Consider the following 24,767-nt stretch of genomic DNA (forward strand, 5'->3'; position numbering starts at 1 on the left):
CGAAGGGAGAAAGAATATGAAGGTTACCACTTTTGGCGTTGTCGGTTCAGGGCAGATGGGTAACGGTATCGCCCAGGTCGCGGCGTCCAGCGGACTCAACGTTGTAATGAGCGATATCAAGGAAGAATTTGCGGCCAGGGGACTCGCTGCAATCGAGAACAATCTTGCCAGGTCTGTTGCCAAGGGAAAAATATCCGCCGACGAAAAAGATGAAATTCTCGGCAGGATCAAGATCACGACAAATCTTGAAGATATGGCGGCGGTTGATTATGTGGTTGAAGCAGCGGTTGAGCGTGAGGATCTCAAATTCAATATCTTCCGGGAACTCGACAAGATATGCCCTGCCCATGTAATTCTCGGTACCAACACCTCCTCGATCCCGATCGGCAGAATCGCCGCGCAAACGTCGCGGCCGGAAAAGGTTATCGGCATGCATTTCATGAATCCGGTGCCGGTGATGAAGCTGGTTGAGGTGATCAAAGGTATCGCTACCAGCGAACAAACCTTTGATATCACCTGGGAACTGTGTGAGAAATTTGGCAAGACTCCGGCCGAGGCCAACGATTTTCCAGGGTTTATCGCCAATCGCATCCTGATGCCGATGATCAACGAGGCCATTTTCTGCCTCTATCAGAGTGTCGGAAAGGCCGAAGATATAGATACGGTAATGAAGCTCGGCATGAATCATCCCATGGGGCCGCTGGCCCTGGCGGATCTGATCGGACTGGATACCTGTCTGGCGATCATGGAGACCCTGTATGACGGGTTCAAGGATTCGAAGTACAGGCCTTGCCCGCTTCTGCGCAAATACGTCGAGGCCGGATGGCTTGGCCGCAAAAGCGGCAGGGGATTCTACACCTATTAAGACGAACCTGAAACAACCAAGAGGTAAAGTCCATGCACATCGCGGGGCAACCGGTAACAGCTACGGTACCGAAACCTGAACTCGATTCAAGAACGGCAAAACTCCAGAAAACCCTCTGCAGTAAAGGGCTGGGGGGAGCGCTTATCGTCGAAAAAACGGATTTGTACTATTTCGCGGGAACTTCACAGCAGGGATGGCTGTACGTCCCTGCCGAGGGGCAGCCGCTGCTCATGATATTCAAGGATTACGACCGTGCCTGCCAGGAGTCAACAGTTGAGAGAATCGTCTCGATATCCGGAACCAAAAAGATACCTTCGGTGCTTGGCGAATATGGCTGTCCGCTTCCTGAAAAGCTGGGGATGGAACTTGACGTTTTGCCCGCAGCCTTATATTTCCAGTACAATACAATTTTTACAGACAGCAAAATAGAGGATATATCCCTTGAAATAAGGTTGACCAGAGCGATCAAATCACCCTATGAAATAGACAAGATACGAAAGGCAGCGGAGCTCTCCGACAAGGTGGCCGCCCATGTCGAGACCTGTCTGCAGGCTGGGATGACAGAAGTAGCCCTGGCAGGCCAACTGGAGGGCTACTGCCGCAGTCTCGGTCATCAGGGGGTGGTGAGAATGCGCATGTTCAACAACGAGCTGTTCTACGGCCATCTCATGTGCGGAGATTCGGCGGCGGTGCCGAGTTATCTCGCTTCGCCCACAGGAGGCAGGGGGGTGAGTTCGGTCATCGGCCAGGGAGCCGGGTTTGCCAGGATAAAGGAGAATCAGCCGGTTCTGGTCGATTATGTGTTTGCCCTTGATGGATATCTCTCGGATCACACAAGGATTTTTTCCCTTGGAAAAATCGACGAGGAGCTCTGCCGGGCTCATGAGGCAATGGTACAGCTGCAAAACAGAATAAAAAATCTTGCCAGGCCGGGGGTGCTGACCGGAGAGTTGTACGAGGAGATGGTCGCCTTCGCCGCCGAAAAAAAAGTAGGAGATCATTTCATGGGCTTTGGCCAGCGCAAGATCCGGTTTACAGGTCACGGCGTAGGGCTTGAACTGGACGAGTTTCCCTTTATTGCCAAAGGGCAGAAAATGGCCCTTGAAGAGGGAATGGTCATTGCTCTTGAACCCAAAGCGATATACCCCGGCAAGGGGGTGGTCGGGATAGAGAATACACATGTTGTGACCGGAAACGGACTGGAGACTCTCACACAGTTTCCCGATGACATAAAAGTTCTGAAATAAAATCTCTGACAGAAAATCATAAAAGGGGGAATCATGGAAACCGGTGCCCAAAGTGCAGGTGAACTCAACAAGAAAGAGATAGCAGAATTCATCGTCGACCTGTTTCACCGTCTCGTACTCCATCACGGGTTGTGGTATGCCGAGGTCAAGCATCAGATGGGGAGCGACCGGGCGATGGAACTGCTTGACAGGGCCTCGAAAAAAAGTTTGCAGATCCAGTTGAAGCATCTTGGTGATCTGCTGGGATTCTCCCTGGAAGACGGGATTCCCTCTTTTCTGCTGGACCTTGACGAGGAAAAATTAGTTGAGCTAAAGAGCAGGCTGGCAAAGAACTGGCTGGTAAATGACGGAGTCTGGTTCCAGACGGTGGAGTTTGCCGAGGGAATGAACGAGGCGAAGCGGTGCAATGATTCATGCTGGGCCCAGTTCTCCCCGGTTGAGGCCGGCTGCATCAAAAACCTTCTCGAGCTCGGCCCGAAACCGGGGCTTGAGGGATTGAAGAAAGCGCTTGGCTTTCGGATATATGAATGCATCAACACCCAGTCGATAGTTGAGGAACAAGAAAACAGTTTTGTGTTTCAAATGAACAGATGCCGCGTCCAGGATGCGAGAAAAAGAAAAGGGCTCGCCGATTATCCGTGCAAGTCGGCAGGGCTTGTCGAGTACAGCTATTTTGCCAAGACGATTGACCCGAGAATCAAGACCAGCTGCATCGGATGTCCTCCGGACCAACATCCGGACGAGTGGTACTGCGCCTGGAAGTTTTCCATGGAAGAGGAATAAATACGACTGAAGACAGGTGCATTTCAACGCCCGCAATTCAGCTGGATACCAACTTTTAACACTTATCAGGAAAAGGAGAAAAAATGGCTTTTGAGAATATCGTGTTCGAACAATCTGACGGGATTGCAAAGATTACAATCAACAGACCGAAGGCGCTCAACGCCTTGAATAAGCAGACGCTGCTGGAACTGCAGAGCTGTCTGGCGGAAGTCGCTCTCAATACCGCTGGTATCAGAAGTGTCATTATCACCGGAAGCGGGGAGAAATCCTTTGTCGCCGGCGCGGATATCTCCTACATGCAGCCGCTCGATCCTGCCGGGGGCAAAACCTTCGCCTCCCTCGGGCATAAAGTGATGGCGATGGTTGAAAATCTTCCTCAGCCCGTGATTGCCGCGGTAAACGGTTTCGCGCTCGGCGGTGGCTGCGAGCTCGCCATTTCCTGCGATATCCGCTATGCCAGCGACAATGCCAAATTCGGGCAACCGGAAGTAAACCTTGGGGTAATTCCGGGATTTGGCGGTACCCAGCGCCTGCCTCGCCTGATCGGTAAGGGCCTTGCGAATGAGTTGCTTTTCAGCGGCAAGATGATAGATAGCGCGGAAGCGGAAAGGATCGGGCTGGTCAACAGAGTGTATCCCCAAGAGCAGCTGATGGAAGAGAGTATGAAACTTGCCGCGATGATAGCTTCAAGAGGACCCGGTGCGGTGCGTTTGTGCAAGGAGTCGGTAAACAACGGCATGGAGATGGATCTTAACCGCGGCTGCGCTTATGAAACTGATCTCTTTGCCCTGTGCTTTGCCGACGAGGAGCAGCAAGAAGGGATGTCGGCCTTTTTGGAGAAACGTTCACCCAAGTTCTAATTTGCGGCTATCGCATTGGAGAAGCTATGGATCTTGATCTTACAGAAGAACAGAAACTTATTCAGGATACGGCCAGGGAATTCGCCCTGGCAGAACTTGCGCCTGCAGCAGCGGATCTCGACAGGGGAGAAAACAAGGAACTCTTCTTGGAAAACCTGAAAAAGCTCGCCGAGCTTGGCTTTATGGGCCTGAATGTCAAGGACCAGTATGGCGGCTCGGAAGCGGGAGCGGTGGCGTTTAGTATCGCCATGACCGAGATAGCCAGAGGTTGTGCCTCGACCGCCGTTACCGTATCTGTCAACAATATGGTCAACGAGGTCATTCAGGCGCTTGGTTCTGAACAACAAAAAGAAAAATATATCCCGAAAATCTGCAGCGGGGAATATCTGGCGGGGGCCTTTGCCCTCACTGAGTCCGGTGCCGGATCTGATCCGGCCGGGATGACTACCACCGCAGTCCGTGACGGTGATGACTGGGTGATCAACGGCTCGAAGATCTTTATCACCAGCGGTTCCTTTGCCGGGGTCTTTGTTGTCTGGGCCGTCACCGATCCTGCTGCCCCAAAGGGAAAAGGGATCAGCCTGTTTCTGGTGGAACCGGAAACGGAGGGGTTTGTCGTCGGCAAAAAGGAAGAGAAGATGGGGCAGCACGGCTCGCCCACCAACGAGATCATCTTCCAGGACTGCCGGGTACCAAAAGACGCCCTCATGGGCCAACTCAACGACGGGTTCCGGGTGGCGGTGACGGAGCTTGCCGGCGGCCGGATAGGCATCGGCTCGCTCGCGCTTGGACTCGGGCTGGCGGCCATGGATATGGCTACGCAATACACTCTTGAGCGAAAGCAGTTTGACAGAAGGATAAGCGAGTTTCAGGCAATTCAGTGGAAGATCGCCGACTGCTATACCGAGCTTGAGGCGGCACGACTGCTGCTGTACAATGCCGCGTTTAAAAAAGATAGAGGGCGACGGTTTGCCAAGGAAGCGTCTATGGCCAAGATGTTTGCCTCCGAAGCCGCCAACAGGGCGTGCTATGAGGCGCTGCAGATGTATGGCGGCTACGGTTACACCAGGGATTACCCGATAGAACGTTTTGCCCGCGATGTCAGGATCACCTCCATTTACGAGGGGACAAGCGAGATCCAGAGGATGATAATTGCCAGGGAGATTCTGAGCAGTTTCTCCTGAATGTTTAAAAACTTTTGACGTATAAATAAACGGGAAAAGTATTATGGACGATATTTTCAGCACCAGGAGAAGCGTCAGGAGATTTCAGGATAAAGAGGTGGAACAGCAGAAAATAACCTCAATCCTGAAAGCTGCGCAGATGGCGCCGACCTGGGGAAACATGCAGTGCCAGGAACTGATAGTGGTAAGGGATAGGGAAAAGATAGCAAAGCTGGCCGGGCTGCTCAGTGAAAAAAATCCGGCGACGCTGTGCACCGGTAAGGCAACTGTTGTCTTTGCCGTATGCGGCAATCCGCTGCGATCCGGATTTTATAAAGGTGTACAGGTTACCCGGTATGACCAGTGGTTCCTCTACGATTTAGGCATAGTCAGTCAAAATATCTGCCTGAAAGCCTGGGAGCTTGGCTTGGGATCGGTTATTGTCGGCTCCTTTGACCATGAAAAAGCCGAACGACTCCTTGAAATTCCCGGTGAATACAAGCTGGTCTCTCTTATCCCCGTCGGTTATCCCGACCACAAGCCAACTCCGCCGAAAAGAAGGGAACTCGATGATTTCGTTCATTACGACACTTTTTCCGGGAAATAAAAAGTAGCATTTTGATACGGAAATCACCTAGTTTTTGACTTTTTCCCTATCCGCAAGTAAGATACCTCATCTACAGAGCGAGCCGGGTAGTTTGAAACCACCTTCAAGCTACCCGTTTTTTTTAATTTTTCATTGTAAACACTATGCTTCAGGTCGGCCTTGAACGTCTTCTCGAAAGGGGAGACGACTTTTTAAAGGGACAAAAAACAGGGTACCTGTCGAACCATGCCTCGACCGATCACCGGTTTGTGCATGGACGAGTCCTGCTCAAGAAGAAATACGGCGACCGGCTGACCTGCCTGTTCTCGCCCCAGCACGGGTTTTTCGCGGAGAAGCAGGACAACATGATCGAGTCCGGCCACGCAGTAGACGCTGTCACCGGCCTGCCGATCTTCAGCCTTTACGGAGAGCACCGCAAGCCGACCCCGGAGATGCTGGCGCATCTTGATGTGCTGCTCATCGACTTGATGGATGTCGGTACCAGAGTCTACACCTTCATGCATACCATGGCCTACTGCATGCAGGCGGCCGCGGAGCTGGGTAAAAGGGTTGTAATTCTGGACAGGCCCAACCCCATCGGCGGAACAAAGGCGGAAGGGAATCTGCTCAAACCCCAGTGGAGTTCGTTTGTCGGGCTCTATCCACTGCCAATGCGGCACGGGCTCACCCTTGGGGAACTTGCCCTCATGTTGAACAAGGAGTACCGCATCGGTGTCGAGCTCGACGTTGTGGAGCTTGAAGGCTGGGACCGGAGCCGGTTGTTCCGGGATACTGGCTTCCCATGGCTTGCTCCCTCTCCCAATATGCCTACGCCTGAAACCGCTCTGGTCTATCCCGGCCAGGTAATCTGGGAGGGAACCCACATCTCCGAGGCAAGGGGGACTACCCAGCCTTTTGAACTGGTGGGAGCGCCTTACTGGAACCATGAGGCGATAAAAGACCGATTGAAACAAAACGAGCTCCCCGGCTGTGTCTTAAGAGACGTCGTATTCGAGCCGACATCAGGGAAATGGGCGCACCAAACGTGCTGCGGTTTTCAGATCTGTGTTACAGATCAAGAGAATTTTATGCCGTATCGTACTTCACTTGCACTGTTTCAGGCGGCTTTTCTTGCCTTTCCCGATAAGTTTGAGTACAAACAACCTCCATATGAATATGAGTATGAACGGTTGCCGATGGACCTCATTTTAGGCGACGGTGCGGTTCGTAAATTGCTGGAACAGGGAAAACCGGTTGAACAGATAGAACAGACCTGGCAAAAAGAGCTGGATGAGTTCGAAGAGATGCGCGCCGGCTATTACCTTTACTGACAGGGAAACATGGATCAGAAAGAGATTACGGTTGAAGCGCTCGCGGACCTGGTCGGCGGGCGGGTAGTTGGCAACGGCGCAAAGAAAATCACCGGGTTTGCGCCAATCGAGACAGCAGGCCTCGATGATGTGACTTTTCTTGCGGACAAGAAAAGGCTCTCCCTGCTGGCCGACAAAGAGTTTGATACGGTCATCGTGCCGCACGATGTGGAGGAAGCGTTCGGGAAAATACTTATCCAGGTGCGCAATCCTTATCTGGCGGTGGCACTCATTCACAATTATTTTCTGGAAAAACCTTTTGTCGCCAAAGGCGTCCATCCTCGGGCTTTTGTCGGGGAGGGGAGCCGGCTTGGCAAGGAAGTGACCGTGGCGCCGATGGCCGTGATCGGCGACAATGTGACGATCGGCGAACGGGTGCTGATCGAGTCCGGTGCCGTGATAGGAGATAATGTGTCCATCGGCGACGACACCGTGATCCATGCCAATGTGACTGTCTATAAAGAATGCGTTATCGGCAACAGGGTGTCGATACATTCAGGGACTGTGGTGGGCAGTGACGGCTACGGGTACGCGACCGACGAAAAAGGAGAACACGTCAAGAGGCCGCAGACCGGAATCGTAAGGATCGGCGACGACGTAGAGATCGGCGCAAACGCCTGCATCGATCGCGCAGCTTACGGCGAGACCCACATCAAGGCCGGGGGCAAGATCGATAACCTGGTTCATGTCGCTCACAATGTCGTTGTCGGAGAGAACTGTTTGCTGGTGGCCCAGACCGGGATTGCCGGTTCGACGACGTTGGGACGAAACGTTGTCATGGGCGGTCAGTCAGCCTCGTCGGGGCATATTCACATCGGTGACCGGGTGATGATTGCCGGCCGGGGAGCGGTCCATAACGATCAGCCCGACGGCGCCCTTCTCGGCGGGACCCCGGCGATCGATTTCAAGCAGTGGGCCAAGGCCAGCGCAGTGTTTAACAAACTTCCCGCCTTACAGGCTGCTGTGCGTAAAAACAGTAAGGCAATCAAGCAATTACAGGGATCAGTAGATGGAGAAGACAATAAAGGAGAGAGCGGCAAATGAGTGAGATTGTTATTCCGGAAAAAATAGACATTCTGGGGATATTGGACCTGCTTCCACACCGGTATCCTTTTGTGATGGTGGATAGAATCCTGTCCCTTGATTTAGGCAAGGAAATTGTCGGATTAAAGAATGTGACGATCAATGAACCTTTTTTTCAGGGGCACTTTCCGCAAAGGCCTATCATGCCGGGCGTACTGATCCTTGAAGGGATGGCCCAGGTAGGCGGGATCATGGCGTTTTATGCAAATCCGGAAGCAATAGGCAAGAAACTGCTCTTCTTCGCCGGGATCGATAAAGCACGGTTCAGGCAGCCGGTGGTTCCGGGGGACCAGCTTATATTTACCCTGAACATGCTCAGGCAGAAACGAAATATCACCTCAATGTCGGCACGGGCAAGCGTTGACGACAAGGTTGTCGCAGAAGCCGAGTTGATGGCCACCTTCTCCCCAGACCCCGGCGGCAGGAGTTGAGCCATACCCGTTGTAAGAAAGAGAAAGAGGCCTGCAGCGATGTTGCAGGTCTTTTTCCCGTTAAGCGCATAACGGTTTTTAAAAAGCCAGGAGACTGATCATGCGGTTGACAGCAGACGGGGTACTTTACGTATTTGATTGATTTTTTATGAATTATCTGGGTGCAGACCAAAGACGTGGATAGAGAAAATATCGGCATAATTGCCGGGGGAGGACAATTCCCCCTGAATTTTATTGAGGCTGCCAAGAGGGAAAACAGGAGGGTGGTCGTTGTCGCCCATAAGGGGGAAACCAGCCAGCAGGTCGCCGATGCCGCCGATGCTGTATGCTGGGTAAAGCTTGGCCAGCTTGGCCGGCTGATCTCTTTTTTTAAAAAGGAAGGGGTTGCGGAAACAGTATTTCTGGGGACCATCACCAAAACGAGAATCTTCAGGGATGTACTGCCCGATCTCAAGGCTCTTGCGTTGTGGAATAAAATTGACAGAAAGCAGGATGATGCTATTCTGCGCGCAATTGCAAACCTTCTTGAAAGCGAAGGTATTATGGTGCTTGAGTCGACGACCTATCTCGAACACCTGTTGTTTCCTCCGGGGGTGCTGACCAAGGCCAGACCAAACAAGGCCCAGCGCAGGGATATAGAGTTCGGGTGGTACAATGCCCGGGAGATAGGTCGGCTCGATATAGGTCAGTGTGTCGTTGTAAGGGATTGCACGGTTCTTGCCGTGGAGGCCATTGAGGGTACCGACAAGACAATTCTTCGCGGAGGTAAACTTGCCGGTGAAAAAGCGGTGGTGGTCAAGGTGAGAAAGCCGGGACAGGACTTTCGTTTCGATCTTCCGGCAACCGGACTGGCCACCGTCCAGACCCTGGCCCGTGTCAAGGGGTCGGTGCTTGCCGTGGAAGCGGGACAGTCCCTTGTCTTCGACCGCGAGGAGATGATAAAAGAGGCGGACAGGGCCGGCATAGTGGTTGTGGGAGTGGTCGAACGCGATGACGGCACCCTGGAGATCGGTTAAGAAAAAAGCGAGCGGACGGGAAGGATCGGGAGGATATGTTACCGGTCCGAAACCCTGGTAGCCATGGAGACAGGACGCAAATGCAGGCAATGATACTGGCAGCCGGACTGGGGACCAGACTTCTCCCGCATAGTGCTGTTCGGCCCAAACCGCTTTTTCCCATCCTCAACAAGCCTCTGCTGCCGGTGCTGGTTGCCCGGTTGAAAAATTTCGGTTTCGATCATATCATTGTAAACTGTCATCACCTGCGCAGCCAGATAGTAGAAGCGTTGTCGGCGACCGAGGGGGTGGTGGTGCAGGAGGAGGAAATCCTGCTCGGCACCGGAGGCGGAATGCGCAAAGCGCTCCGGCATATGCGAGACGAACCGCTTCTGGTCGTCAACGGAGATATTTATCACACCGTAAATCTTGGTGAAATGTACCGCGATCACTGCAGCAATGAACCGGGGATTACCCTGGCGATGCATGATTATCCAAGGTTTAACGGGGTTATGGTGAACCAGGGCAGGGTGGTGGGGTTCAACAACACCCAAAATGGTCGGCAACTCGCCTTTACCGGCCTGCATGTGGTTGACCCGGTGCTGCTGGAAAATATAGAGTTAGACCGGTTTTCATGCATAATAGATCACTACCGAAAACTGCTCCAGGCAGGCCTTGATATCAGGTGCTATCGTGTCGATCACTGTTACTGGACCGATATGGGAACGGTGGGAGATTACCTGCAGCTGCACCACGACCTGCTGACAGGCAAAGTGGATCGCTGGGCTGAGCTGGGGGAGGTTTCTCACCCTTACTGTATCGATGGGGATGCGAAGTTAGCAGAGCGGGTCGCCATGTCCGGATGGGTGTCGGTAGGCAAGGCGGAAATCCTTGGCGACAGCCTGCTGGAACGGGTCGTCGTCTGGGACGATGTGTCGATTCCTGCGGGGATAAAGCTTGTTGATACGATAATTTCAGGGGATGTTGCGGGCGAAAACTGAAGTCCGGCGAACCGCTCCGGACATGTTTTCCAGGCCAGGCGTCATGGTAAAAAAGTGCAAGTGATATCGGCTATAGACACGAAAATTCTGCAGACAGCCGCGCAACAGTTCAGTAAAGCCAAGTTGTTGCCGCAATCGGCGGTGACACGGCTTTTTTCCCCGGATAACTGTACCCTCCTGATCCCGGACGGTTCGACCAGGCGTTTTTTCCGGGTGGCAACAGGAGAGCCCGCCGGAACTGATCGGTCCAGGGTAACAAGTGCGGTGATTGTGGCGCCTGGAAAAATCGATGGTGAAAGTCTTGCAGAAGCCGAATCGACATGGAGGATCGGCCGTCACCTGGGGCAACGAGGAGCCGCCGTACCCCAGAGTTACTGCTGGGACCGGCAGAGTGGTATTGTGGTGGTAGAGGACCTTGGCCAGACCCGTCTGTACGATTTCGCCAGGAGAAAGGACGGGGAGGGGGCGGCAGGCCAGGAGGAACTTATTGCCAAATATGAGCAGGTGCTGGAGCAGCTTGCAAGACTTCAGATTATTGGCGGCAGGGGCTTTGATTCCAACTGGTGCTGGCAGGGCGGAAAATATGACGCAGACCTGATGATTGAAAAGGAATCAGGATATTTTTATCGCGCCTGCTGGCAGGATCTTCTCGGAAACGGCAAAGTCTGCGGGATCGACCTGGAATTCAGGGAAATAGCAAGACGGGCGTCACAGGCGCCTGGACATTATTTTCTCCATCGCGACTGCCAGTCGAGAAACATAATGCTGAAAAACGGCGACCCGGTCTTCATCGATTTCCAGGGCGGACGGCTTGGCCCCCTGGGGTATGATGTGGCCTCCCTGCTGATTGATCCCTATTGTCGGTTGTCGCCCGAGATCGAGCAACGTCTGGTTGAAAGATACTGCTTTTTCGCAGGCCTTCTGGAGCCGATGGACGACAGTCAGTTTCTTGGGCACTATCAGTATCTGGCCCTGCAGAGAAACATGCAGATCGTCGGTGCGTTCTCTTTTCTCTACTCAAAGCGGCGCAAACCGTTTTTTAAAGAATTTATCTTACCCTCGCTGGCAATGCTTGCAACGAGACTTGAAGAAAGTTGTTTCGCTGATTTTCCCATTTTGAAAAAAACAACAGATACGGCCCTGCAGCAGGCCCGCAAGATCATCTGACACGTAACAGTCGCTGCGCCCATACCATTACAAAAAGAATACAAAACCGTTATGTCTACTTCAGAAAAACTTCCCATCGTTGCCCTTGTTGGTCGTCCCAATGTGGGAAAATCAACGCTCTTCAATCGGATAACCAAATCCCGCAAGGCGTTGGTGGATCCTACCCCGGGCGTCACCCGCGATCGCCATTATGATCGCGTTACCTGGGAGAATAAAAGTTTTGTCCTGGTCGATACCGGCGGAATAGATGACAATCCCGAAGATTTGCTGGTGCACCACATCAAAGAACAGGCGCTGGCGGCGATAGAAGAGGCTGATATAGTCCTGTTCCTGCTGGACGGCAAACAGGGCGTGACCCCTGCCGACTGGGAGGTGGTCGAGCTGCTGCGCCGTACCGAAAAACCGGTTTTCCATATTGTCAACAAGGTGGACAGCCCTGAAAACGAGCTGGAGCTGGTGTCACAGTTCTATGAGCTCGGCATTGATAAATTATGGCCGCTCTCAGCGGAACACAACTACGGGTTCAAGAGTTTCATGGACGGTCTCTGCGAAACAATGCCTGCAGAGGCTATCGATCTTGATCTGCCCGAAGGGACTATAAAAGTAGCGTTTTTCGGCAGACCCAATGTCGGCAAGTCATCGATGATCAACAAGATTCTCGGTGAAGAGCGGATGGTTGTCTCCGATATCAGCGGCACCACCCGGGACAGCGTCGACACCCTGGTTTCCCGAGGCAACTACAACTATCTCTTTATCGATACCGCTGGGATTCGGCGTAAAGGCAAGACGAAGGAAAAACTGGAAAAATTCTCGATCCTCAAGTCGCTTGCGGCGATGAACAGGTGCGATGTGGCCGTGGTGTTGCTCGATGCGGAAGAGGGCATCACCGAACAGGATACCAAGGTTATAGGTTATGTGCTGGATGAGGGGAGAGGGCTTATCGTTCTGGTAAACAAATGGGACCTGATTGAAAACGACCGGAAGAGGCAGGAAGAGGTGATGGCAGAAATAGGCAGACTGCTGCCGTTTGTCGGGTTTGCCCCGCTGCTGAAAGTGTCGGCCCTTACCGGATACGGTATCAAGCTGATGTTTCCTACCATCGGTTCCGTTTTTCGCCAGTACAATGCCACATTTCCCACCTCGGCACTCAACAGGCTGTTACAGGATGCGACGGAACAGCACTCGCCTCCAATTTACAAGAATAAGCGGCTCAAATTTTACTACACTGCACAGGTCGGAACCTGCCCGCCCAAATTCGTCATCATGACCAATTCTTCCAAGGGGGTGCATTTTTCCTACGAGAGATACCTGATTAACAGGTTTCGCGAAGGACTCGGTCTCGATAAGGTGCCTATCCGGATCCTGTTCAAGGACAAGACGGCACAGCGCAAGAAGAAATAATCGATCCCGGGGTTCTAAGATTTTTACCGGGCCCTGGAGAGAACACTCCCTCCAGGGCCCGGTAAACGAAAGCCTGTGGCCGGTCAACCGGCCACAGACAATACTATCTTGTTGCTTTTTTTACAGCGTTTTTAAAGCCTTCCGCAGAATTTTCGATTACCTTGTCGGGGACGCAGAAAGCGATCCTCATATAGCCGGGCGCACCGAAACCGCTGCCGGGAACAGCAAGGATCCGCTCGTTTTGCAGTAATGCCACAAATTTGACGTCATCCTTGATCGGTGTCTCGGGGAAGACATAGAAAGCGCCCTTGGGTTCGGTAAAATGAAAACCAGCATCCCTTAGGATATTGCAGATCAGTTCTTTTCTCCTGGCGTATATGGAGGTGTCGACGGTTGCGTCCTGGAGTTCGGCCACCACTCTCTGCATCAGCGCGGGGGCGTTGACGAAGCCGAGAATCCTGTTGGCAAGGGTCATTGCGTCGAGAAGCTGCTGTTTATCCTTGATATCAGGATGTACCGCGAGATAGCCGATTCGTTCCCCCGGCAGGGAGAGGTCCTTGGAGTAGGAAGATACCACGATTGCGTCGGTATACGATTTGAAAACCGGCGGGACCGCATGGTTGTCAAAGGTGATCTTGCGATACGGCTCGTCGGCTATCATGAAAATAGTGGTATTATGAGCGGCGGACTTGTCCCTCAGCAGTTGTCCCAGCCTGTCAAGGTCACCCTCGGGGTAGATCTGTCCGGAGGGGTTGTTGGGGGAGTTGATGATGATCGCCTTCGTCTTTTCGCAAACGGCCCTGTCGATGGCCTCGAAGTCGAGGTTGAAGTTGTTGTCCGTTGACACAACCCTGGTGACGCCTCCGTGGTTATCGATATAAAAGCCGTATTCCACGAAATAGGGCGCGAGCACAATCACCTCGTCTCCCGGATTCAGGATTGCCTTCATGACCACGTTCAGCCCTCCGGCCGCCCCGCAGGTCATGAGCATATCTCCGTGGCTGATATCGGTCTGCTGTTCCGCCGACATCCGTGCGGCGATAGCCTCACGGACCCAGGGGTATCCGCCGTTTGGCATGTAGGAATGCACGCCGGGGCTGGTGTCCGTTACCGCTTCGAGGATAACCTTGTTGAATTCCTCTGGCGGGGGGGCGTCCGGGTTGCCAAGACTGAAATCGAACACATTTTCCGCGCCGTGTTCGGCTTTCATCTTGGCCCCTTCTTCAAACATCTTGCGGATCCAGGACGATTTTTCCGCGTATGATTTCATCTTATCTGAAACAGGCATGGTATCTCCTTGATGTCTATTGTCGCTCGGAACATTACCCGGTTCTGGGTCACCGTACCAGGTGATCGGCGGCCGGTAATGTCCCTGCTTATTGCGAGTTCTTTTTAAAATAATCGTAAGCTGCGTTGATTTCCTTCATCTTTTCTTCCGCCACTTTCTTGAATTCTTCACCCAGGTGGCTGACCTTGTCGGGGTGGTACTGCATGCTCAGCTTGCGATACGCCTTTTTAATCTCTTCAAACGTTGCGCCCTTCTCGAGTCCCAGGCTGGCATAATGTTTGGCGCTCGAATCTGCAGCACCATAGCTGCGGTACTGCTGGTGGTATCGGTATTTGGCCTCGACGGTCTTCTGGTCGTACGAGGAGATATCGAGATAATCGGCAATATACCTGGCGATATTGAGCTCGTATTCCGGAACCTCCGTTTTGGTGTAGAGTATCTGATAGACGAGTTCGAGAAGGATAAGCCTGGGCTCATAGGTAAAGGTGGATTTGAATTCATGCAGCAGGGCGTCAAGCGACTGTTCGGCCTGTGCCGCTTCCTTGATAAGTTCCTTTACCCAGGCCATCTGGGTCTGATTATATCTCAGGTTGGTCTGGAAAAAACGGTGGATGGTCTGTACCTCGGCCCTGGTAATCTGGCCGTCTATTTTCGCGGTATGGATAAGGATCTGCACCAGCAGCCACACGAACCTGTTGTGGCTTTCCGTCTGCGATTGTTCGTAGGTGGCAACTTTTTTCTGCAGCCAGTAACTGAAGCCCCAGAACATCGCAAAAAGCAGAAGGATACCGAAAAAACCGGTGTAAAGAAGGGTGCCGAGGAAAGAGATCAGCGCCGGAGCTCCGCCGGTGAGAAATATGATAAGAAGCAGAATAAGCAGACATCCGCCGCAACCGGGCTGCTGTTGTCGTTGGTATTGCATAATCGGTCAGAGAGGTAGTGGTTTATCGTGACTGTTGATTTGTATCGGCAAACAGCGCGTCGACGAAATCACCGGCATCAAAGTCACGCAAATCGTCCATCTGTTCGCCGATTCCGATAAAGCGAATGGGAATTTTCATCTCGCGACAGATATTGGCGACAATGCCTCCTTTGGAGGTACCGTCGAGTTTGGTGAGGGTAAGGCCGGTTACCCCCACGGCATCATTGAAAAGACGAGCCTGGGATATGCCGTTCTGGCCGGTGGTCGCGTCTATCACCAGCATTATTTCGTGGGGGGAGCCGGGAAGTTTTTTGTTCATTACCCGTTTTATCTTTTTCAGCTCCTCCATGAGGTTGTCCTTGGTATGCATCCTCCCCGCGGTATCAACGAGGACGACGTCGACATTTTTGCTCTGGGCAATACCGAGTGCGTCGAAGACCACCGAGGAGGGGTCGGCCCCTTCCTTGTGCGCTATCACCGGAACGTTGTTCCTCTCTCCCCAGATCTTCAGCTGGGAGACAGCTGCCGCACGGAATGTATCACCCGCAACCAGCATCACCGAGCTTCCGGACTGGATAAACTTGTTGGCTATCTTGCCGATGGTGGTGGTTTTGCCGACGCCGTTGACACCGATGACCATTATGACAAAGGGGCCCTGCTCTGGCATAACCAGCGCAGCGTCCTCGTCGTTTTCGAGGATAAAGGCCCGGATCTGTTTTTTCAGCAGCTCTTTGAGGGCGCTGGGGTCGGATAACTCCTTGCGCTTGACCTTGCGCCTTGCCTCCTCGATCAACTCCATGGCGGTGTTTACACCGATATCGGCCGTTATCAGGATCTCCTCAAGATCGTCGAGCATTACCCCGTCGATCTCTTTTTTGCCGAGGAACAGGGCGTCCATCTGGTAGGTAAGCGATTCCCTGGTCTTGCCGAGCCGCTGGGTGAGTCTTGAAAAAAGCGACGTCTTTTGTTTGCTGCTTCCTGGTCCACCCTCCTGCTTCTGTGCATCAGCGCTCTTGGCGGGAAATTGCGGTGAGACCCGGGGCTTTGGTACCGGATCGGTGTGTGGCTTGACAGGAGCTTCCTGAGTCTGCTGCTGCACCGGTTCAGCCGGTGTAACATCCTCATCTTGCTGCTGGTCTGGCTGTTCCCCGACTTCTTCTTCTGCCGCCGCTGTTTCGGCACTCTCCGTTTGGGCGACGACGACCTCTTCTTCAGGCAAAGCCGTATCGAGGCCAACCCCTTGTTCCTGTTCCTCCTCTTCTACCTCGGTTACCGCGGTTTCTACGGTTTCCTCGGCAGCACCATCATCCGGTGGTGGCTGCTGCTGGCCGACAGAGGGGGGCTCGACTTCAGCCACCTCCTGGTGAGCCTGATCAACCGTTGTCTGCACACCGGCCGCTGTTTCTTCCGCCGGCTCGATTTTTTCTATATCTTCGGAAGATTCGAGGGGTGTTTCTTCGGCGACCAGAGGTTCCTGTTGTGGTTCTTTCTTGGTGAATTTTTTCTTAAACCAACCTAACATGTTGAATTCCTGAGTAGTTTTCGTCAAAAAGGGAAAGGGTTGAAGGCCTGGCAAATCCTGTATATTACGATCCAACAATAAAGAAAGCAACAATAACTGTAACCACGCAACGAACAGGCCGCGCAGATACTCTTTTATCACAGGTAAAACTGCGATGAAAGTATTTGCATTTCCGGCCAACGGCATTACTGTACAGGATGTTCGATCTCGTGTTATATATTTTGTTCGTTCGGGCAGGTGGACAACGGCAAGACCGCTTTACCGAACTGCCCCGTTTATAGCTGTTTAGATTACAATTTTTAGGAGGACCGGAAATGGCTGGATCTTGTGGAGGATCCTGTGGTACTGCAGAGGCGCAACAAGCTGCCGCTGCGCAACAGGAACTGGCAATAAAAAAATCCCTTGGAAAAATTAAAAATAAAATCCTTGTAATGTCGGGTAAAGGCGGTGTAGGAAAATCCACCGTGTCCGTGAATCTTGCGCTGGGCCTGGCCAAGCAGGGATACCAGGTCGGGCTGATGGATGTCGATATCCATGGGCCGGATGTGGTAAGAATGCTTGACCTCAAGGGTACGATAGAGCCGCCCGCCACCGAGGGCGGGCTGGTGCCGCCTCTCAAATACAGCGACAACCTCAAGGTGGTCTCCCTGGAATATATGATGCGTGATCGCGATGAAGCGATTATCTGGCGCGGTCCCCTCAAAATTCAGGCTATCAGGCAGTTTGTATCGGATATGGACTGGGGTGAACTCGACTACCTGGTGATCGATGCTCCCCCGGGGACCGGCGACGAACCGCTCTCCGTGGCACAGACCATTCCCAATGTCAAAGCGGTGGTAGTGACCACCCCGCAGCAGGTCGCTCTGGCCGATGTGAGGAAATCTATCAACTTCTGTAAGACGGTCAAGGTGGAGATTGCCGGCGTTATAGAAAACATGTCCGGTTTTGTCTGCCCCCACTGCAACGAAACAGTGGATATCTTCAAGTCCGGCGGCGGCGAGCAGCTCGCCCGCGACCTCGAGCTTCCCTTCCTTGGCAGGATCCCCATGGATCCGAAGGTGGTCATGGCCGGGGACGACGGCAAGCCTTATCTATCTTCGGACGCTGACAGTCCGGCGATAACAGCCTTCGGCAAGGTGGTGAAATCAGTTGAACTGAGACTCCCGCCGGTTGCCGAACCGGTCCCGCTGCAGATGGCCAGCACCGCGACAAGCTCCTGTGCATGCAGCGGTGGAAGCTGTTCGTCAGGATCCAACTGATTTTTCCACAGCGGATCGGTACTGTTGCCGGGAGTTGGCGAAAGTTGCTGACAAACAACGGCGCAGCGCCACTATTGTAACAATCAAAAAGGCTGGTGAATCATTTCACCGGCCTTTTGCAACTCATACCAACTAGAATAAAGCGAGATTATGATACTACAACAGCTCATGGTGGGGTCGATGGCAGTCTGCTGTTATATAGTGGCCTGTGAAGAGACGAAGATCGGTGCGGTCGTTGATCCTGGAGGAAATGAGGAGCAAATTCTGGAGGAAGTTGAAAAACTGGGTGTGAAGGTAAAGTATATCATTGCCACCCATGGCCATCCGGACCATGTATGCGGTAACCGCAGGATACAGGAAGCGACCGGTGCCAAGATAATCATGCATGAAAAGGATGCCGAGTTTTTTGAAAGCGACGATGCCAGAAAATATTTTTCCATGCTCGGCCTTGAACCTTCTCCTCCGACCGACATCAAGGTTGCAGAGGGCGATGTTATCGAAATAGGCAACGTCACTCTCAAGGTGATTCACACCCCCGGACACACCCCCGGCGGAATGTGTCTGCTCAACGGCTCCGATGTTATCACCGGGGACACTCTTTTTGCCGGCGGCATAGGACGGACTGATTTCCCCGGCGGCTCCCATCAGCAGCTGCTCGATTCCATCCGCAACAAGCTTCTGGTGCTGCCGGAAGACACCAATGTATGGCCGGGTCACGGTTATGGCGGCCTGAAGTCTACCATCGGTGTCGAGAAAAGGAGCAACCCCTTTCTGTAGACTCCGCTGGTTGTCTGGAAAATAAAAGATTTTTCCGCCATCCCTGTAAACAGGAAACAACAGGGGAGGGACCATCTCCGGGCTCGCTGCCGGGCGCAGTGCGGATGATTACAGATGGGCTTTCATTAATCAGTGAACAATATTATTTCGGTAACCACATACGATGCGTGAAATAGTACTAGGAACGGCGGGACACGTCGACCACGGCAAGACAAGCTTCGTAAAAGCGCTGACAGGTTTTGAAACCGACAGGCTCAAGGAAGAAAAAAAGCGGGGAATAACCATTGAACTCGGGTTCGCCTACCTTGACCTTCCATGTGGCCATCGTATAGGGATTGTCGATGTTCCCGGCCATGAGAAGTTCGTCAAGACCATGGTCTCGGGTGTTAGCGGAATCGATATCCTCATCTTCATCGTTGCCGCCGACGAAGGGATCATGCCGCAGACGGTGGAGCACTTCGACATCTGCCGACTGATGGGTATTGAGCAGGGGATTGTCGTTATCACCAAGAAAGACATGGTCGATTCCGACTGGCTGGAAATGGTCAACGATGAAGTCGTCGAGTTCTGCGAAGGTTCCTTTCTTGAAGGTGCGCCGATAATAAACGTCTCTTCAATAACCGGTGAAGGTATTGAAGAGGTGCGCAAGGAAATCGACAAGATGGTCCGGGCGCATAACTTCACCGAGGTGTTCGGGCCCTTCAGGTTATCGGTGGACCGGATTTTTGCCGTGAAAGGGTTCGGTTCGGTGGTAACCGGAACATCGATATCCGGACGAACAGAGATTGGCGAAGAACTATGCCTCTACCCATCGGGCCGGGTTGCCAAGGTCCGCGGTATCCAGGTGCATTCCCGGTCGGTAGAACAGGTGGAAGCGGGGCACAGGACCGCGATAAACCTGCAGGGTGTTGACACCGATGAAATAAAGAGAGGAATGGTGCTGGCGCCGCCAAACACCTTGAAGCCGAGCTATATGCTCGACTGCCACTTGATCTATCTCGGGGCAAATCCAAAGCCGCTGAAACATCGCACCAGGGTGCGGGTTCACCTGGGAACCGCCGAGATTCTCGGCAGGATATCCCTTCTTGACCGCGATGAACTGCAGCCGGGGGAGGAAGCGGTGGTCCAGTTCCTGCTCGAGGACAAGGCTTCGGTCTGGCCGGGGGACAAGTATGTTATCCGCAGCTACTCCCCGATCCTGACCATCGGCGGAGGGACTGTGCTCGGTAACGTTTCGCCGAGAAAAAGGAAGAGGTTGGTTGAAAAAGACCGCGAGTATAATCGCAGTGTTGCTGAAATTATGCAGTCAGGGACGGTCGAGGACAAGATCCTGTGCCTGTTGAGCGAAAAGCAGGAAATGGGGCTTACCGCCGAGGAGATGTCTATACGTCTCGGCCTGTTCGGCAAACACCTGAACAAGGCTCTGCAGAACCCGATCTCGCAAAAGAAGATCGCAGTGGTGGATTCGGCTACCCAGCGCTACGTGGTTGTTGAAATAGCCGAAAAGATAAAGGACATGCTGGTTGCAAGGCTTGAAAAACATCACAGGGATAAGCCGATGCTGCCCGGCCTGGCCAAGGAAGAACTGCGGTCCAGCCTGGGACGGGCGGTGGACCCCAAGGTGTTTAATTACTGCGTCAACGATCTGGTCAAAAAAAACGTCATGGTCCAGGAGGGCTCTGATATCCGCATGGCCGGCCATGAAGTCGCGCTCAAGGCGGATGAAAAAGAGCTCCAGCAGGAACTTGCCAGGTGGTACAGCGAGAAAGGGCTCTATACTCCGACTATAAAAGAGACCATGGACCATTTCGACGAATATCCTGCAACCCTGGTCAAGGAGGTTATCAGCCTGCAGCTCAGGGAGGGACAGCTGGTAAAGATCAGCGAGAGCCTGTACTACGCCAGACAAGTTATCGATCCGCTGATCGACTCCGTTGTCTCCCATATAGAGAAAAACGGCGAGATTGACGCCCCGGCGTTTAAGGAGCTTACCGGGCTTACCAGAAAATTTTCCATTCCTGTGCTCGAATACCTCGACCGGGTGAAAATAACCATGCGTGTCGGCGATAAGAGAATCTTGCGCAAGAAGGTTTCGTAGCGTTGTACAGGAACCAGGGCAAAAAGGTATTATGTGAAAAGTTATTTCAAGCTGTCAGTGTCGACCAGTTCGATCTGCAGGATTGTCCGGCTGGTGGCCTGCAGCCGAAAGCGGTAGTCGATTTCAAGTCCGATTACCGCCACCACCTCGTTGTCGTGAACGAGCAGCGGCCAGCTTGACCGCAGCCGGGATGGGATGGCTTTCTCGTTGAAATAGCGGGCAATTTTCTTCTTTTTTTTCAGGTGAAACGGAGTGAATTTCTCGCCCTGGTAAAAAGGACGAATCTCAAGAGGAAACTGCAGGTTGTCGACGGCCACTGAAAGAACGGTGCCCGTTTTGTCAACCCGGATGGCAGGTGCATCAGCCTCTATTCTTGTCAGCACCACCGTTTTTCCTATGGCCGCCACTGGATAACAGCCTGGTCCTTCCACCATCAGACGATACGGAGCGGGGGCAGGGGCGGAGCCTCTTGTGGCGCCCTCTGCCAGGGGGCGGCTGAAAACCAGTATATCTTCTTTCAGGTAGAGCCGTACCCCGTCCGGCAGATGAAGCTCGCAGACCGCCTGGTTGCGGCGGTCTTGGCTGTAATTTTCCAGCATGGTGGTGATTGTAGTTATCTGTTCGAAGTCCGGGCGGATCGCCATTGCCCAGAAACATTTTTCAAGGATTCTCCTGGCAATTGCCGGATGCTCGCTGAGCAGCGCGTTTGACTGCACCAGGATTTTTTTGTTTTTTCCCCCGTCGTTTTCTTCACTGGTACATCGCCTGAACCGGTCGGCTGTAAATTGTTCGAGGAAATCGTCATCGTTTTTGATGATATCCATGGTGTTGAGAACGCGCCGGTCGATGGCCGGGTTGAACTCTTTTCTGAGCATCGGCAGCAGTTCGAGCCTGATGCGGTTGCGCAGAAACCTGCGGTCCAGGTTGGAGGAATCCAAACACCAGCCGACCCCCAGGGTCTGCAGATAACTCTTAACTTCGCTCTTTGTCTGCAGCAGCAGGGGTCTTATGATCCTGCCATGACAGATCTGCATTCCGGCAAATCCCTTCAGCCCGCTGCCCCTGATAAGGCGGATGAAAAATTCTTCTACCTGGTCGTCGGCGGTGTGGCCTACGGCTATATGATGTGCTTGTTCCTCTTTGCGGATCCCTTCCAGTGCCCGGTATCGCAAAATACGTGCGGATTCCTCTATTGACCGGTGTTCCTCTTCGGCGAGTTCGTTTACCGCTACCGTCACACACCGGATGGTGACGCCAAGCGCGGCGCAGATTTTAGCAATCGCCCGTTTTTCCTCATCAATCTCCCCCGGGCGCAGTCCGTGGTCGACATAGACAGCGACAAGCTGCGCAGCAGAAAAAATCTCTGCCATCAGGTGAAGAAGGCCTACGGAGTCGGAACCGCCCGACACACCAATGACCATGCGGTGGTCGGGTGCGGCCAGGTTATGTCTGTTGATGACCTCGTTTACGGCTTGGGCCAGGGGGGTAAGTTCGGTGTCAGTCAAGTGAATGCAGTTATGGCTTAATTCTTGGTTATTGATTTGCTATAATTACTACAGCATAACACGTAGGTTCACGGCTGGCACGTGACATTTAGCGATGAGACAGCGCAACTCCTGTAAAAAATGGATATTTAATAAAAAGGCGGCCTGGCTGCCTTTTATGGTGAAAGCAACATGAGCGTAGAGCAGATAAGGCAGCACCTGGCGAGTCAGTATCATCTTACCGAATCCCAGATCGCAGAGATGTTGCCGCGTTTTCTGGAAACCCTTTGTTCACATATGGATGATGTGGAGGAAGCCCTGAAAAATAATGATTACAAACGGTTGGGTGAAGCGGGCCATAAAATAAAAGGCGCTTTTCTCAACCTCGGCCTGGAAGAGAACGCAAAAAAAGCGTTCGTTCTGGAGAAAATCGGCAAGGAAGTTGATACTGAAAGCGATTGCGGTCAACTGGCTGCAGAACTCAGGGCGGCGGTTGACTCGTTGCTCGCCTAGATTAAACGGGATTTCCCTTTGGTTTATCCGGGGAGCGGAAACAGACAATTGGTAAACTTATACTGATTTATAAAGCGGGCTCCGGGAACAGTGTCAGGGGTGCAGCGGACTGCTTCTCCCCGGAGCCTCTCCTGTTATTTTATTTGGCAAAAGACACTGTCGTCATGTTGCGCAGCTGTTCCAGCAGCCTGTTGTGGATATTGTCGAATCCTCCGTTGGACAGAATCGCCACCACGTCCCCTGGCCTGAGCACGTCCTGCAGTAACTCCAGGATTTTTTCGGTAGTGTCAAAGGAAAAAGCCATGACCTTGCGATCCCGGGTAAGATCCTGCGCCAGTTTTGACGAAGAAAAAAGCTCATCTTCAGGCAGTCCCTCTATCGGAATAGGTTCGCGCAGGATGACCATGTCCGCCGCATCGAAAGAACTGACGTAGTCGTTTTGAAACACCGACCTTCTCGATGAGTTGGTTCTCGGTTCAAAGACCGTCACCAGCCGTTTTCCGGTATAGCTCTGTTTAAGGGATGCGAGGGTTTCCTTTACCGCGGTGGGATGGTGGGCAAAATCATCGATGACAGTGATGTCGTCAACCACACCGCGCACCTCCTGGCGTCTTTTGGCCCCCTTGAACCGAGCCAGTCCTTTCGTCATTGCATTGACGGATACCCCCAGGTGATCCATGACGATACAGACGGCCAGAGCGTTAAGGCAGTTGTGCGTCCCTGCCATTGCCAGCTCCATCTTCCCCCACAACTGGCTGTTGTGAAAAATCTCAAAACTGGAACTACCGCTTGATGTCTGCTGGTTTTTAAAGGTCCAGCTGCAGGACTGGCCCAGGCCGTAACTTTCAACCCGGCAGCGCGCTTTTGCCGCAATTTCCCTGACGTTTTCATCATCAAAGTTGGCAATCAGCAGGCCGTCTTCGGGAATAAGGGAGACAAATTTGGCAAAGGAGCGCTTGATGGCGTCAAGATCGGCAAAGATGTCGGCATGGTCGAACTCGATGGAGGTGATGACCGCAACCTGGGGGCGATAGTGCAGGAACTTGGATTGTTTGTCAAAAAAAGCGGTGTCGTACTCATCACCTTCGGCAACAAAATAGCTCCCTTCGCCCAGCCTGAAATTGGTGCCGAATTCGGATACGATTCCACCTATCATGAAGGTGGGATCAAGCCCGGCGTGATAAAGGCTGCTGGCGAGCAGCGAACATGTCGTCGTTTTCCCGTGGGTCCCGGCAATAACCAGCGACGTGCGTAAGCTGATAAAAAAATGAGACAGCGCCTGGGGGAAGGAGAGGTAGCGGATATCGGTTTGTGAGAGTGCGACCGCCTCCGGGTTTTTTCTGGTGATAACGTTGCCGACGATCACCAGATCGGGTGGTGGATTGAGGTTTTCCGGGCGATAGCCGTTTTCGATCTCTATTTTCTGGTCCGCCAGAAAATCGGACATTGGCGGATACACGTTGCTGTCGCTTCCGGTAACCCGGTATCCCGATCTCTTCAACATGCCGGCAAGGGCTGCCATGCCGGTGCCGCAGATCCCCATCAGGTGAATGTGGCGTATGTTTTCCGGTGCGTAATTATAGGCTGGGTCAAGATTCATCATAACTTATCGGTTTCGTACACTGTTGGCGATTGTCGTGTAAATGTTGTCAAAAGTATGGGCAAAGGTCGCCGGCGTCACCCTGCCTACCTCGATAAATTTTACCGTGATCTCTTTAGCGAATTTTAAAATAGTCTCATTGGAAACATCTGATTTTTCGATGTTTTTTGAGGTGTTGTTTCTAGCGTCGTTCATTACTTATACTCCTTTTATCAATAAACGCCTCCGCCGCATGAAGAAGGCCAGTTCGTCGTGAGAGCAGCGGAGGCGGTGTGTCGGGAATAACCGGTCAAGCCATCCCCGTAACTGGTAGATTAATACGTCATACACCAACTTTATTCCACAACTGATT

The 24,767-nt window shown here is 52.8% G+C and carries 23 protein-coding genes; 17 read left to right on the plus strand and 6 right to left on the minus strand.

The features are described from left to right. The first annotated feature begins 16 nt into the window (after window positions 1-16). From BLQ17_RS07580 to der, 13 genes are all read left to right on the plus strand, one after another. Complete coding sequence (locus BLQ17_RS07580) at window positions 17-865, plus strand: 3-hydroxybutyryl-CoA dehydrogenase (protein ID WP_092221456.1); 849 nt, start codon at window positions 17-19, stop codon at window positions 863-865. Window positions 866-897: 32 nt separating this feature from the next. Next, window positions 898-2,112, plus strand: a complete 1,215-nt coding sequence (locus BLQ17_RS07585; protein WP_092221458.1) for a M24 family metallopeptidase — start codon at window positions 898-900, stop codon at window positions 2,110-2,112. Between the two features lie 33 nt (window positions 2,113-2,145). Then, complete coding sequence (locus BLQ17_RS07590) at window positions 2,146-2,895, plus strand: DUF6125 family protein (RefSeq protein WP_092221460.1); 750 nt, start codon at window positions 2,146-2,148, stop codon at window positions 2,893-2,895. Window positions 2,896-2,978: 83 nt separating this feature from the next. Next, window positions 2,979-3,755: an enoyl-CoA hydratase-related protein gene (locus BLQ17_RS07595; protein ID WP_092221462.1), complete on the plus strand. Its 777-nt coding sequence runs from the start codon at window positions 2,979-2,981 to the stop codon at window positions 3,753-3,755. 26 nt (window positions 3,756-3,781) lie between these two features. Continuing rightward, on the plus strand, window positions 3,782-4,939 hold the full coding sequence (locus tag BLQ17_RS07600; RefSeq protein ID WP_092221464.1) for an acyl-CoA dehydrogenase family protein: 1,158 nt from the start codon (window positions 3,782-3,784) through the stop codon (window positions 4,937-4,939). A gap of 43 nt (window positions 4,940-4,982) precedes the next feature. Beyond that, window positions 4,983-5,525 (plus strand): nitroreductase family protein, encoded by a 543-nt coding sequence (locus tag BLQ17_RS07605; protein WP_092221466.1) that lies wholly within the window; start codon window positions 4,983-4,985, stop codon window positions 5,523-5,525. A gap of 143 nt (window positions 5,526-5,668) precedes the next feature. Continuing rightward, a complete protein-coding gene (locus BLQ17_RS07610; protein ID WP_092221468.1) occupies window positions 5,669-6,835 on the plus strand; it encodes an exo-beta-N-acetylmuramidase NamZ family protein in 1,167 nt (388 codons plus the stop codon). A gap of 9 nt (window positions 6,836-6,844) precedes the next feature. Then, window positions 6,845-7,918 (plus strand): UDP-3-O-(3-hydroxymyristoyl)glucosamine N-acyltransferase, encoded by a 1,074-nt coding sequence (gene lpxD / locus BLQ17_RS07615; RefSeq protein ID WP_092221470.1) that lies wholly within the window; start codon window positions 6,845-6,847, stop codon window positions 7,916-7,918. Next, window positions 7,915-8,388 carry a 3-hydroxyacyl-ACP dehydratase FabZ gene (fabZ, locus tag BLQ17_RS07620; protein WP_092221472.1) on the plus strand — a complete coding sequence of 158 codons (474 nt, stop codon included), beginning with the start codon at window positions 7,915-7,917 and terminating at the stop codon, window positions 8,386-8,388. The genes lpxD and fabZ overlap by 4 nt, the downstream gene beginning before the upstream one ends. A gap of 176 nt (window positions 8,389-8,564) precedes the next feature. Further along, complete coding sequence (locus BLQ17_RS07625) at window positions 8,565-9,404, plus strand: LpxI family protein (RefSeq protein WP_176761129.1); 840 nt, start codon at window positions 8,565-8,567, stop codon at window positions 9,402-9,404. An 80-nt stretch (window positions 9,405-9,484) separates the two neighbouring features. Next, window positions 9,485-10,384, plus strand: a complete 900-nt coding sequence (locus BLQ17_RS07630; RefSeq protein ID WP_176761130.1) for a nucleotidyltransferase family protein — start codon at window positions 9,485-9,487, stop codon at window positions 10,382-10,384. A 54-nt stretch (window positions 10,385-10,438) separates the two neighbouring features. Then, window positions 10,439-11,551, plus strand: coding sequence for an aminoglycoside phosphotransferase family protein (locus tag BLQ17_RS07635; protein ID WP_092221478.1), 1,113 nt, complete (start codon window positions 10,439-10,441; stop codon window positions 11,549-11,551). 51 nt (window positions 11,552-11,602) lie between these two features. Beyond that, the gene (der, locus tag BLQ17_RS07640) at window positions 11,603-12,952 is read left to right on the plus strand and encodes a ribosome biogenesis GTPase Der (protein WP_092221479.1); all 1,350 of its coding nucleotides are present in this window, start codon (window positions 11,603-11,605) and stop codon (window positions 12,950-12,952) included. Between the two features lie 103 nt (window positions 12,953-13,055). On the opposite strand, the gene BLQ17_RS07645 is transcribed toward der, so the two are convergent. The 3 genes from BLQ17_RS07645 to ftsY form a co-directional block, all read right to left on the minus strand. Continuing rightward, on the minus strand, window positions 13,056-14,240 hold the full coding sequence (locus tag BLQ17_RS07645) for a pyridoxal phosphate-dependent aminotransferase (RefSeq protein ID WP_092221482.1): 1,185 nt from the start codon (window positions 14,238-14,240) through the stop codon (window positions 13,056-13,058). 88 nt (window positions 14,241-14,328) lie between these two features. Then, window positions 14,329-15,162: a DnaJ domain-containing protein gene (locus tag BLQ17_RS23405; RefSeq protein WP_092221484.1), complete on the minus strand. Its 834-nt coding sequence runs from the start codon at window positions 15,160-15,162 to the stop codon at window positions 14,329-14,331. A gap of 22 nt (window positions 15,163-15,184) precedes the next feature. Beyond that, window positions 15,185-16,684, minus strand: a complete 1,500-nt coding sequence (gene ftsY, locus BLQ17_RS07655) for a signal recognition particle-docking protein FtsY (protein ID WP_092221486.1) — start codon at window positions 16,682-16,684, stop codon at window positions 15,185-15,187. A 314-nt stretch (window positions 16,685-16,998) separates the two neighbouring features. On the opposite strand from ftsY, the gene BLQ17_RS07660 reads away from it, so the two are divergent. The 3 genes from BLQ17_RS07660 (at window position 16,999) to selB (ending at window position 20,818) form a co-directional block, all read left to right on the plus strand. Then, window positions 16,999-17,943: an Mrp/NBP35 family ATP-binding protein gene (locus BLQ17_RS07660; protein ID WP_092221488.1), complete on the plus strand. Its 945-nt coding sequence runs from the start codon at window positions 16,999-17,001 to the stop codon at window positions 17,941-17,943. 150 nt (window positions 17,944-18,093) lie between these two features. Beyond that, on the plus strand, window positions 18,094-18,720 hold the full coding sequence (locus BLQ17_RS07665; protein WP_092221490.1) for an MBL fold metallo-hydrolase: 627 nt from the start codon (window positions 18,094-18,096) through the stop codon (window positions 18,718-18,720). Between the two features lie 163 nt (window positions 18,721-18,883). Continuing rightward, on the plus strand, window positions 18,884-20,818 hold the full coding sequence (selB, locus tag BLQ17_RS07670; RefSeq protein ID WP_092221492.1) for a selenocysteine-specific translation elongation factor: 1,935 nt from the start codon (window positions 18,884-18,886) through the stop codon (window positions 20,816-20,818). Between the two features lie 41 nt (window positions 20,819-20,859). Here selB and tilS read toward each other — a convergent pair whose 3' ends face one another. Further along, complete coding sequence (gene tilS, locus BLQ17_RS07675) at window positions 20,860-22,323, minus strand: tRNA lysidine(34) synthetase TilS (protein WP_092221494.1); 1,464 nt, start codon at window positions 22,321-22,323, stop codon at window positions 20,860-20,862. A gap of 171 nt (window positions 22,324-22,494) precedes the next feature. On the opposite strand from tilS, the gene BLQ17_RS07680 reads away from it, so the two are divergent. Next, window positions 22,495-22,815: an Hpt domain-containing protein gene (locus tag BLQ17_RS07680; RefSeq protein ID WP_092221496.1), complete on the plus strand. Its 321-nt coding sequence runs from the start codon at window positions 22,495-22,497 to the stop codon at window positions 22,813-22,815. 139 nt (window positions 22,816-22,954) lie between these two features. On the opposite strand, the gene mpl is transcribed toward BLQ17_RS07680, so the two are convergent. Then, window positions 22,955-24,418 (minus strand): UDP-N-acetylmuramate:L-alanyl-gamma-D-glutamyl-meso-diaminopimelate ligase, encoded by a 1,464-nt coding sequence (gene mpl / locus BLQ17_RS07685; protein WP_245695034.1) that lies wholly within the window; start codon window positions 24,416-24,418, stop codon window positions 22,955-22,957. A 3-nt stretch (window positions 24,419-24,421) separates the two neighbouring features. Next, a complete protein-coding gene (locus BLQ17_RS07690; RefSeq protein ID WP_092221498.1) occupies window positions 24,422-24,610 on the minus strand; it encodes a hypothetical protein in 189 nt (62 codons plus the stop codon). Window positions 24,611-24,767 lie beyond the last annotated feature (157 nt).

This window comes from Desulforhopalus singaporensis, from assembly GCF_900104445.1.
GTDB classification, from domain to species: Bacteria; Desulfobacterota; Desulfobulbia; order Desulfobulbales; family Desulfocapsaceae; genus Desulforhopalus_A; species Desulforhopalus_A singaporensis.